General features: G+C 72.6%; 10 protein-coding genes and 1 tRNA gene. 5 read left to right on the plus strand and 6 right to left on the minus strand.

Annotation, left to right across the window (positions count from 1 at the left end; all coding sequences use genetic code 11):
• The first annotated feature begins 164 nt into the window (after positions 1–164).
• The 3 genes from ACFU95_RS16625 (at position 165) to ACFU95_RS16635 (ending at position 4,853) form a co-directional block, all read left to right on the plus strand.
• Positions 165–1,334 (plus strand): HpcH/HpaI aldolase/citrate lyase family protein, encoded by a 1,170-nt coding sequence (locus ACFU95_RS16625; protein WP_383827753.1) that lies wholly within the window; start codon positions 165–167, stop codon positions 1,332–1,334.
• Between the two features lie 70 nt (positions 1,335–1,404).
• Complete coding sequence (locus ACFU95_RS16630; protein WP_383827755.1) at positions 1,405–4,035, plus strand: phosphoribosyltransferase; 2,631 nt, start codon at positions 1,405–1,407, stop codon at positions 4,033–4,035.
• Entirely contained in the window at positions 4,035–4,853 is an 819-nt protein-coding gene (locus tag ACFU95_RS16635) for an HAD family hydrolase (RefSeq protein ID WP_383827757.1), read from the plus strand. The genes ACFU95_RS16630 and ACFU95_RS16635 overlap by 1 nt, the downstream gene beginning before the upstream one ends.
• A 63-nt stretch (positions 4,854–4,916) precedes the next feature.
• On the opposite strand, the gene ACFU95_RS16640 is transcribed toward ACFU95_RS16635, so the two are convergent.
• The 3 genes from ACFU95_RS16640 to ACFU95_RS16650 all read right to left on the minus strand — a co-directional run bounded on the left by ACFU95_RS16640 (position 4,917) and on the right by ACFU95_RS16650 (position 7,475).
• The gene (locus tag ACFU95_RS16640) at positions 4,917–5,138 is read right to left on the minus strand and encodes a zinc ribbon domain-containing protein (RefSeq protein ID WP_383827759.1); all 222 of its coding nucleotides are present in this window, start codon (positions 5,136–5,138) and stop codon (positions 4,917–4,919) included.
• An 18-nt stretch (positions 5,139–5,156) separates the two neighbouring features.
• Positions 5,157–6,629, minus strand: a complete 1,473-nt coding sequence (locus ACFU95_RS16645; protein ID WP_383827761.1) for a hypothetical protein — start codon at positions 6,627–6,629, stop codon at positions 5,157–5,159.
• A 72-nt stretch (positions 6,630–6,701) separates the two neighbouring features.
• On the minus strand, positions 6,702–7,475 hold the full coding sequence (locus tag ACFU95_RS16650; protein WP_383827762.1) for a DUF4097 family beta strand repeat-containing protein: 774 nt from the start codon (positions 7,473–7,475) through the stop codon (positions 6,702–6,704).
• A 227-nt stretch (positions 7,476–7,702) separates the two neighbouring features.
• On the opposite strand from ACFU95_RS16650, the gene ACFU95_RS16655 reads away from it, so the two are divergent.
• A tRNA-Val gene (locus ACFU95_RS16655) sits at positions 7,703–7,777 on the plus strand.
• Positions 7,778–7,822: 45 nt separating this feature from the next.
• Here ACFU95_RS16655 and ACFU95_RS16660 read toward each other — a convergent pair.
• Together ACFU95_RS16660 and ACFU95_RS16665 are read right to left on the minus strand one after the other, a co-directional pair.
• Positions 7,823–8,170, minus strand: a complete 348-nt coding sequence (locus tag ACFU95_RS16660) for a hypothetical protein (RefSeq protein WP_383827764.1) — start codon at positions 8,168–8,170, stop codon at positions 7,823–7,825.
• Positions 8,171–8,289: 119 nt separating this feature from the next.
• A complete protein-coding gene (locus tag ACFU95_RS16665; protein WP_383827866.1) occupies positions 8,290–9,210 on the minus strand; it encodes a ketopantoate reductase family protein in 921 nt (306 codons plus the stop codon).
• Between the two features lie 90 nt (positions 9,211–9,300).
• Here ACFU95_RS16665 and ACFU95_RS16670 point away from each other — a divergent pair, with 90 nt between their 5' ends.
• Entirely contained in the window at positions 9,301–9,534 is a 234-nt protein-coding gene (locus tag ACFU95_RS16670) for a DUF2277 domain-containing protein (protein WP_383827766.1), read from the plus strand.
• Between the two features lie 193 nt (positions 9,535–9,727).
• Here ACFU95_RS16670 and ACFU95_RS16675 read toward each other — a convergent pair whose 3' ends face one another.
• A complete protein-coding gene (locus ACFU95_RS16675) occupies positions 9,728–10,327 on the minus strand; it encodes a DedA family protein (protein ID WP_383827868.1) in 600 nt (199 codons plus the stop codon).
• Positions 10,328–10,661: the final 334 nt, after the last annotated feature.

Genomic DNA, 10,661 nt, shown 5'->3' on the forward strand with positions numbered 1-10,661 from the left:
GGTCACGACAACGCGGGGGTGCGACGGACCGTGCGCGCCTGTGTTCGTCCGCGTTACCAGAAATTCATGCCCTGCGGGAACCCCTGACATGGGTATCTACGTACTATTACCGGCCACCTGTGAACCGGTCACAGGGGCCACTGGAGTCACCACGGGGGAGCTCTATGCGTCATTTCGGGCACATCGCCCCGGAGGTGCGGCAGCGCCTCTTCCACCAGGAGCCGTGCGAGTTCTCCGCCGACTCCCCGGCCCGGCTGCTCGCCGCGGCCCTGGGCGCCACGCTCTACAGTCCGGCGACCCGCCCGCGGCTCGCCGACGACATCGTCAAGCAGGCCGGGCGCGGCGTGGCCTCGATGGTGCTGTGCCTGGAGGACTCGATCGGCGACGAGGACGTGGCGGAGGGCGAGGAGAACCTCGTCCGGCAGTTCGCCGACCTCGCGGGACGTCAGGGCGCGGTGGAGCCGCCGCTGCTCTTCATCCGGGTCCGCACCCCCGAGCAGATTCCCGACCTCGTACAAAGGCTCGGTCCCACCGTCCGGCTGCTGTCCGGGTTCGTGCTGCCGAAGTTCACCGAAGAGCCCGGCATGCCCTTCCTGGAGGCCCTCGCGAGCGCCGAGGCGCAGAGCGGGCGGCGGCTCTTCGCCATGCCGGTGCTGGAGTCGCCCGAGCTGATGTACCGGGAGTCGCGCGTGGAGACCCTGGAGGGCATCTCCCGCGCGGTCGACAAGTACCGGGAGCGGGTGCTGGCGCTGCGGCTGGGGGTCACCGACTTCTGCTCGTCGTACGGCCTGCGGCGCGCCCCCGACATGACCGCGTACGACGTCCAGATCGTCGCCTCCGTGATCGCCGACGTGGTGAACATGCTGGGCAGAGCCGACGGCACCGGGTTCACGGTGACCGGCCCGGTGTGGGAGTACTTCCGGGTGCAGGAACGTATGTTCAAGCCTCAGCTGCGCCGCAGCCCCTTCCTGGAGGGCCAGGCCGAGGAACTGCGGGAGGCGCTGATCGAGCACTCCATGGACGGCCTGCTGCGCGAGATCACGCTGGACCACGCCAACGGCCTCCTCGGCAAGACGTGCATCCACCCCTCCCACGTACTGCCCGTGCACGCACTGTCCGTGGTCAGTCACGAGGAGTTCAGTGACGCCAAGGACATCCTGCGGCCGGAACGCTGCGGCGGGGGTGTACTCAGGTCGCAGTACACGAACAAGATGAACGAGGTGAAGCCGCACCGCGCCTGGGCCGAGCGGACCCTGCTGCGGGCCGAGGCATTCGGTGTCGCCAACGAGGACATCGGCTTCGTGGAGCTCCTCGCCGCCGGGATCCCGGGCTGACCGGGCCGACGGCCTCCGACCGCTCGACTGGCCGCGAGCCGGCTGACCGGCTTCTATATCCAAGGGACGCATGAACAACGCAGTGAACGACGGGGTCTGGTCCGGGAGCTGGGTCGCCGAGCGGCTCGGAGTCCAGCTCATGGGCGACGACGAGCTCAAGCGGATGCTGGGGCTCGCCCTGCGGCGCAACCCCAAGCGGGCGCATCTGCTGGTCTCCAACGTGCTCGGCAAGCACGTCCCGCAGTCGCCGTCCGTGGTGTACGGCGCCGGGTTCGCCCTCGGCCGCCGGGTACGGGAGCTTCTGGGCGCGGAGGAAGCGGGCGACGCTGTCGTCCTCGGTTACGCGGAGACCGCGACCGGGCTCGGCCACGCCGTCGCCGACGGGGTCGGTGACGCGCCGTATCTGCACTCCACGCGGCGTCCGGTCGCCGGGGTCGCCCCAGCGGGCGGTTTTGAGGAGTCCCACTCGCACGCCACGTCGCATCTGCTGCTGCCGGAGGATCCCGCCCTGCTGGCGGGCGACGGGCCGCTGGTCCTGGTCGACGACGAGTTCTCCACCGGGAACACGGTGCTGAACACCATCCGGGATCTGCATGAGCGGTATCCGCGGCGCAGGTACGTGGTCGTCGCCCTGGTCGACATGCGGTCGGCTGCCGACGCGGGGCGCCTCGCGGATTTCGCCGGGGAGATCGGTGCCCGGGTGGATCTGGTGGCGGCCGCCTCGGGGACGGTACGGCTGCCGGAGGGGGTGCTGGAGAAGGGGCAGGAGTTGGTGGCGCGGTACGAGGCCGAGAGTGCCGCGGAGGGTGGTTCGTCGTCTGCGGGTGCGTTGGGGCCGGTCGCGCAGTTCCCCGCGCCCCCGGACGGCGGCGTTGCCGTTGCAGCCGACGTGCAGGGCGACCCCCTCGGGGCGCGGGGCTGTGTTGAATCTGCGGCTACCGCCGCGTGGGCGCGACCAGCCCCCACCGGCCCGCACCCGGCAGACGAGCGCACCCACCCCCACATCGCCCGCGTAGACCTGCACTGGCCCCCCGGCCTCCCCGACGGAGGTCGTCACGGCTTCACCCCTGCGCACCGGGCGCGGTTGGAGGCCGCCCTCCCTGCCATGGCCGCACGGCTCGCCGAGGCGCTGCCCGAGGGTCCCCGGCGCGTGCATGTACTGGGCTTCGAGGAGCTGATGTACGCGCCGCTCAGGCTCGCCCGTGAGCTGGAGCAGGTCGCCGAGGGCGTAGAGGTCCGCTACTCGACCACCACCCGCTCACCCGTCCTCGCCGTCGACGACCCCGGCTACGCGATACGCACCCGCCTCGTCTTCCCGGCCCACGACGACCCCGCCGACGGCCCCGGCGAGCGCTACGCCTACAACGTCGCGGGCGCCGGCTTCGACGCCGTCATAGCCGTCGTCGACTCGGCCGCCGACACCCCCGAACTGCACGCGCCCGAGGGCCTGTTGGCGCAGCTCGCCGCGCACACCCCGCACGTCCTCCTCGCGGTCGTACCGGCGTACGTCCCAGGACCCCAGGCCCTTCCCGAAAGGCACCCGATGCTGCCCGAGCCCCTCCGTGGCCCCGCCTTCTCCTCGTACGCCCCCGAGGAGGTCGGCTGGCTGCTCCAGGACCTCTCGGACGTGACGCTGGAGGCGCCGACCGAGGAGCGCGAGGAGGCCATCCAGAGCGGCGGCGCGCACTACGCGGAGTCGCTGCCGGTGGAGTACCAGCCGAGCGAGCAGTACCAGGCGCTGTTCCACGCGGCGCTGGAGGAGTCGGCGGCCCGACTCGCGCAGGCGGCCGGCGCGGTGACGGAGATCGTGCTGGCGGAGCGCTCGCCCCGCCCGGTGCTGGTCTCGCTCGCCCGCGCGGGCACCCCCGTCGGCGTCCTGATGCGCCGCTGGGCCCAGTTCCGGCACGGCCTCGAACTGCCCCACTACGCCGTGTCGATCGTGCGCGGCCGCGGCATCGACGCCAACGCCCTGCGCTGGCTGGCCGCGCACCACGACCCGCGTGATGTCGTCTTCGTCGACGGCTGGACGGGCAAGGGTGCGATCACCCGTGAACTGACGGCGGCGATACGGGAGTTCGAGGCGTCCGACGGCATCACCGGCTTCGACCCGGAGATCGCCGTACTGGCCGACCCGGGCTCGTGCGTGCGGACGTACGGCACCCGCGACGACTACCTCATCCCGTCCGCGTGCCTCAACTCCACGGTGTCCGGCCTCATTTCGCGCACCGTCCTGCGCGCCGACCTGGTCGGCCCGCACGACTACCACGGCGCGAAGTTCTACCGCGAACTCGCCGGCAGTGACGTGTCCGTGGCCTTCCTCGACGCCGTGTCCGCGCGCTTCCCGGAGGTCCTGGACGCGGTCGACGCGACGGTCAAGGAGCTGCTCTCCGGTGACCGCGCGCCGACCTGGGAGGGCTGGGCGGCCGTCGAGCGCATCAGCGAGGAGTACGGCATCCACGACGTGAACCTCGTCAAGCCCGGTGTCGGCGAGACCACGCGCGTGCTGCTGCGCCGCGTGCCCTGGAAGATCCTGGCGCGGGCCGGTGCCGGCGCCGACCTGGACCATGTACGTCTGCTGGCCGAACAGAGAGGGGTTCCGGTGGAAGAGGTGGCCGAACTGCCGTACACCTGCGTGGGGTTGATCCACCCCAAGTACACGCGGGGCGCGACGGGTGCCGACGGCAGGGCGGTGAACCTCTGATGCCGGTGCTGGTGGCGAGCGACCTCGACCGTACGCTCATCTACTCCGCCGCGGCCCTCGCGCTGACCATGCCTGACCCGAGGGCGCCGAGGCTGCTGTGCGTGGAGGTGCACGAGAGCAGGCCGCTGTCGTACATGACCGAGACGGCGGCCCAGCTGCTGACCGACCTCGGCGACGCGGCGGTCTTCGTGCCGACGACGACCCGGACCCGCAAGCAGTACCAGCGGATCAACCTGCCGGGCCCCGAGCCGAAGTACGCGATCTGCGCCAACGGCGGCCATCTGCTGGTCGACGGCGTCTCCGACCCCGACTGGAACGCCCACGTCCAGGCCCGGCTGGCCGAGCAGTGCGCCCCGCTCGCGGAGGTGCAGGACCACCTGATGGCGTCGGCGTCCCCGGCCTGGGTGCGCAAGCACCGCATCGCCGAGGACCTCTTCGCCTACCTGGTCGTCGAGCGCGAGCTGCTGCCCGAGGAGTGGGTGAAGGAACTCGCGGTGTGGGCGGAGAACCGCGGCTGGACGGTGTCCTTGCAGGGCCGCAAGATCTACGCCGTCCCCAAGCCGCTCACCAAGAGCGCCGCCATGCACGAGGTCGCCCGCCGCACCGGCGCGGAACTGACGCTGGCGGCCGGTGACTCCCTGCTGGACGCCGACCTCCTCCTCGCCGCCGACCGGGGCTGGCGCCCCGGCCACGGCGAGCTGGCCGACACCGACTTCACCGCCCCGGCGATCAGTGCGCTGCCGGAGCGGGGGGTGCTGGCGGGGGAGCGCATCCTGCGGGAGTTCTTGAAGGCAACCCGCACGGAGGCGCCCCGATAGGGGCGCGGGGAACTGCGTGATCAACCCCCACGCACCCGCGGCAAACAACGCACCGGGGCCTACCTAGCCACAGCAGCCCCCACCACAACACCCACCGCCCCCGCCGCCGGCAGGCTTCGGCGCCGCGGGGGCGGTGGCCGTGCCGCCCACAGCCACCGTCGAGAGCAGCTTCACCGTGTCGTCATGCCCGGCCGGGCAGCTCGCGGGGGCGGAGGACTCCGCCATCGGACGGCTCAGTTCGAACGTGTCGCCGCAGCTGCGGCAGCGGTACTCGTAGCGAGGCATGCGCACAGGTTAGCCCGGTCAGTGGGCGCCACCGCGCTCCTCGCGGATCTGGGCGACGACACCGGCCACCGACTGCCGTACCGCCTCCGTCTCGGTCAGGAAGTGCCAGTAGTCCGGGTGACGGCCCTCCAGCGTGCCGATCGCCCGCTCCAGCCGGGCGACGGAGTCGTCCAGGGGGCGCGCGTGCCGCGGGTCGGGTGTGTTGCGGCCCGCCATGGCCAGCCGCTGGGCGTCCCGGATCGCGAAGCGGGTCCGGTCGATCTCCTGCTGGGGGTCCTTCTGGACGGCGTTCAGCCGGCGCAGCCGGTCACCGGCGGCGGACACCGACTCGTCGGTGCTGTTCAGCAGCGCCCGCACGGTCGACAGCAGCGCGGTGGCGTCCGGCCAGCGCTGCTCGTCACGGGCCGTCTGCGCCTCCTTCAGCTTCAGCTCGGCCTGCCGTACGTTCTCCGCGGCCCCGTCCGGCACGCTCTGAAGGTCCTGCCAGCAGGCCACCGTGAACCGCCGCCGCAGCTCGCTGAGCACCGGCTCGACCTGCCCGGCACGCGTGGTGAGCGCCTGCGCGCGGGTACGCAACGAGACCAGCCGGTGATCGATCTCGGCGGCCTTCTCCGGCAGCCGGTCGGCCTCCACCCGGACCGCTTCCGCCTCCCGCGCGACCCGCTCGGCGCGCTCCAGCGTCTGGGGGACGCCATGCTGGCCGGCGCCCTGGTTCAGCTTGGTCAGCGCCGGGGCGAGGGCCGCGAGCCGCGCCGCGAGGTCGTCCGCCGTCAGCCCCGATTGCCGTACGGCGTCCAGGGCGTTCGAGGCGGCGAGCAGGCCCTGCCGGGCGCGCTCCACGGCCGGGGCGAGGCGGGCCAGCTGGGTCTCGGCCTTGCCGAGCAGCGGCCCCAGCCCGTCCGCGAACCGGTCCAGCTCCTGCTTGACACGCCCCAGCTCGTCCTTGGCCTTCGTCAGCTGCGTACGGGCGCCGGCGGCGGCCGAGGCCTCCAGGTCGTCGCGGTCGAGGTCGTGGGCGTCGACGGCCTGGATGTACTGGTGGCTGGCCTCGTCGATACGGCGGCCGAGCGCCTCGAAGTCGGTGATCGCCCGGCGGGCGGCCGGGGTGTCGTCGACGGCCGCGATCGTCTCGATCGAGATCCGCAGATCCCGCTGGGCGGTGTCCAGCTCGTAGAACGCGGCAGCCGCGGCGTCCTTCGCGGCCTGCGCCTCGGCCCGCTGGGTCTCGGCCCGCCCGCCGAACCAGCGCCGCGTGCCGCCGCCGGCGAACGCGGCGGGCAGGGCGAGGGCGGCGACAAGGGGGAGGGCGACCAGGGTGAGGGTGTCGCGGAGGGCGCGGCGTGCGCCGGACGGGGTGCTGCGGAGGGTGCCGCGAGGGACGCGGACCGTATCGCCTCCGGCGCGACGCGCGAGCTGTGGGACCTGCCGCGCGGGGTGCCCCTGCGCGCCCGGCACTGACGGCGAGTTCGGCTGCGGAGGTGTCGCCGTCACATCCCTCTCCCGTGCTGTCATTCACCCTGCCGGTTCATTCTCCCACCGGTTTAGGACGAACACACGGGCCGGTTAGTTCGCGGTTCGCACCGTGACTTTTCCGTCGCCGGTGTGGGCGGAGACCACATGGGAGCTGGTCTCGTCCCGGGGCACGGACACATCCACCGAGCCGTCACCGGTCTCGGTCGTCACGCGATACGTCGCCCGGGGCAGCTCGATCGTCACCGAACCGTCGCCGCTGCGGGCCTCCACCAGGTCCGGCACGGTGCCCAGTTCGAGCCGCACCGAGCCGTCCCCGCTCTGCGCCCTCACCTTGCGCGAGGAGACGTCGGCGACGCGCATGGAGCCGTCGCCGGTCCTCAGGTCCAGCGGACCGCTGGAGTCGGTGACATGCACGGACCCGTCCCCCGTGCGAATGCTGAGCGCGTCCTTAAACCCCCGCGCCCGTACGCTTCCGTCCCCGTCCTCGACCTTCACGGTGACGCCGCGCGGCACCTCGACGCGGTGCTTGGTCGAGCAGTTGGCGATCATGCCCGAGCACTTCTCCCGCAGCACCAGCCGGTCGTCCTCCATCGCCCAGGTCACCTTGGGGTCCGAGCCGATCGCGACCGACCCCTGGAACCACCGGGTGACCTCGACCGTGCCGGCCTTGTGGGAATCGGCGGCGACGATCTCCAGCGCCGAGTCGTCGGAGTCGATGGTCAGCGTCCGTCCCTCCAGGGCGAAGGACCGGTGCTCGGGATCCTTGTCGTCCCCCGCGGAGGCGCCACAGGCGGCGAGACCCGCGACGAGCACCACCACGGCACCGGCAACGGCTGCGGCGCGGACGGGAACGGTACGGGCCATGGCGATCTCCCCCTGAGACTTCTCTGCGAGTTCCCTGAGACCGACCTCGACGGCCCAGGACTGCGACGGTCCTTCGACCGTACGGACCTCGCGCCCGCCGGGGCATCCGGGCCGCTCCCGGATCCGTGGTGGGGTTAACCCCAGGTGTTCCCCGGACGTCCCGGACCGTCCGCGATACGGGTTTGCGGGGCATGGCCCCTGGCAGGGTAGGCTGTCGACTCACTCACGGGTGCGTAGCTCAGGGGTAGAGCGCCTGCCTTACAAGCAGGATGTCGGCGGTTCGAAACCGTCCGCGCCCACCACAGCAGAGGACCCCCACCGTTCGCGGTCGGGGTCCTCCGTGTTTTTCAGCCTTCCTGGGGCGTCGGCGGCGCCTTGTGGGCGTGCTTCAGCCGGGTGCGGGCGTCGACCCGTTCCGTCCCGGTGAGTTCCGACCAGAAGCGGTGGCCGCTGACGAAGACCGCGAGCTCGTGCTCGCGCTGCCGGAGCTTCTCCACCTCGGCCTGTTCGTCCTCCGTCCAGCCGGGGGAGGCGGGGCGCTCGACCTTGCGCCAGCCGTTGTCGTCGCTGAAGGCGTCCAGGGGGACGACCGACCAGGGGAGCCGCTTCAACAGGGCCGACAGCTCGGCCCGGACCTGATGCAGTTCCTCCTGGCCGGCTAGGAGGTCACTCGGAAAGTCATAGGGCGTAGCCACGGGCCAATGCTACGCCTGTTCGATTTTGGGTTGCGAGCTTCTCAGGGTGGTTCATGCGTACGAGTGTGTGGAAGGCCGGTGCTCGGTGGGCCCGGGCCGTCCGGCCCCGGGGAGGCCGGTCAGTGGCCGGCTTCCCTCAACTCCCTCACCAGGCCCGCCGTTGCCGGCACCGCAACCCCGTGGCGCTCCGCCGCGCGCAGCAACGCGCCGCCGATGGCGTCCAGTTCGAGGGGGCGGCCCGCCTCCGCGTCGCGCTGCATCGACGACTTCGTGCTCGGCGGGAAGGCGTCGTAGCGGGCCAGGGCCTGGGCCGGGTCGGCGGTGCCGCCGCAGGCGCGGCTGACGGCCGCCGTCTCCTCGACCAGGGACGTCAACTCCTCGCGGTGGAGCGTGCGTACGTCGCCCAGGGGCAGGGCGTGGCGGGTGGTCAGCAGGGCGAACGGGGCCAGGAAGGACATCTTCGCCCAGAGGGCCGCCGTCTCGTCGGTGAGGACGCGGGTGGTGGGGCCCGCCGTGTCTAGGGCTCGCGCCAGGGCGTCGAGGCGGTCGCGGGGGACCGCGTCGCCGGTGAGGTCGATCTCGGCGAAGGGGCTGGCGTGCTCGATCCGTCCCGGGGCGACGCGGGTCGACTCGACGCGGATGACGGCGGGGGCGACCCGGTCCGGGCCGTAGTGGGCGCGCAGGGTCGCCGGGTGTTCCACGCCGTTCAGGAAGGGGACGATCAGGGCGTCGCCGAGTGCGGTGGGCGGGACGCGGGTCAGGGCCGCGTCGAGGGTGGTGGCCTTGACCGCGATCAGGCAGGCGTCGACCGGTTCGCGCAGTTCGGTGTCCGCCTCGACCTCGGCCGTGAAGTCCCCGAAGAGGGCGCTGCGGACCTGGACTCCGGTCGTGCGCAGGGCCTTGGCCGTCTCGTCGCCGGCCAGGCAGACGACGCGGTGGCCGGCCCTGGACAGGAGCGCGGCGAGCAGGCCGCCGATGCCGCCCGGGCCCAGTACCGCCACGGTGAGCGGGTCGTTCGCCGTCGTGTGGTGTGCCGTCATGCGGTTCCTCTCGTCGGTCGGCCCCTCGACGGTGGCCGCCTCTGAGGTGATCATGGCAGACAGGCCCCTCCCCGAGGGAGACTGTTGGACATGTGCCGCAGCATCAAGACGCTTCGTCCGCCCGCGTTGCCCGACGAGGCGACAGAGGAAGAGATCCGGGCCGCCGCCCTCCAGTACGTGCGCAAGGTCTCCGGCTTCCGGGCCCCGGCCGCGCACAACCAGGAGGTCTTCGACCGCGCCGTCGACCTGATCGCGCAGGCCACGGCCGACCTGCTCGACGGCCTGGAGGTGCGAGGGGCCACGGTGGCGAGCAGGGCCGGGTAGCGCACGGGACGGATCCGACTCCGTAGGCGGGCGGGCCCGCCGCCGTACGGGGCCCTGTGGTGTGTCTGCGGGCGGGTGCGCCGCCCGAACGGATCCGTGTCCTGCCCCGCGTCCGCGGGGTCGGGGCACCCGACTGCTCCTCCCGAGCCCGGCGGCGTACGGCCATTCGCCGTCCGCAACCCGGGCGGAGGGCCTACGCGGGCTTCCGGCGCATCAGATACGTGGCCACCGCACCCGCCGCGAACAGTGCCCCCACCGAGACCGCCGTCGCGAGCCACGTCGCGCCCAGCCACTGGGCGCCGAAATAGCCGAGGGCCACGCTGTACGTGGCCCAGGTCAGGCCGGCCAGGGCGGACCAGGGGAGGAAGTCGCGGGCGCTGCGGCGGGCGGCGCCGGCGCTCAGGGAGACCACCGAGCGGCCTGCGGGGGCGAAGCGGGCCAGGACCACCAGGGCGCCGCCGCCTCGGGCGAGGGCGGTGCCGAGACGTTCCTGCGCTGCTGTCAGGCGGCGGGAGCGGGCGATCGCGCGGTCCAGCCGGTCGCCGCCGCGCCAGGCGAGGCGGTAGGCGACCAGGTCGCCCAGGACGGAGGCCGTCGCGGCGCAGAGCGTCAGGGCCAGGATGTCCGGGACCTCGCCGGGGACCTGTCCGGTCGCGGCACCCGAGCCCGCGGCCGCCGCCGTCGCGGCCGTGATCACCAGGACGCCGCTGGGCAGGACGGGGACGAACACGTCCAGCAGGACCGACAGTGCTACCACCACATAGATCCATGGGGCCGCTGTCAGCGAACCCATGTCCTCGAGACCCTCGAGCACCGCAACTCCCCGTTTACCCCCGTGACCGGTCCGTGCCGTGCCGCGACGTCGCGGGGGAGCGGCAGGTGCGGCCTATGACAGCCATACAGCGTACGCCGGGGGTGTGACAGGAGATTCATCGGGGGCTCGTGTGTTCGGCACAGCATCTTCACCCGGCTGCGCCCGTCCGGGAAGAAGGGGCGGGGGGGGGGGACACCGCCGCGTTCCCTCCTTGTTTGGTCTTTTTTCCCCCCCCTCCCCCCTCCCCCCCCCCCCCCCCCCTCCCTTTCTTCCCCTCCTTCCCCCCCCCTCTCCTCGTTTCTCTCCACCCCGC

It is taken from the genome of Streptomyces sp. NPDC057623 (genome assembly GCF_042800355.1).
In the GTDB taxonomy this organism is placed as follows: Bacteria; Actinomycetota; Actinomycetes; order Streptomycetales; family Streptomycetaceae; genus Streptomyces.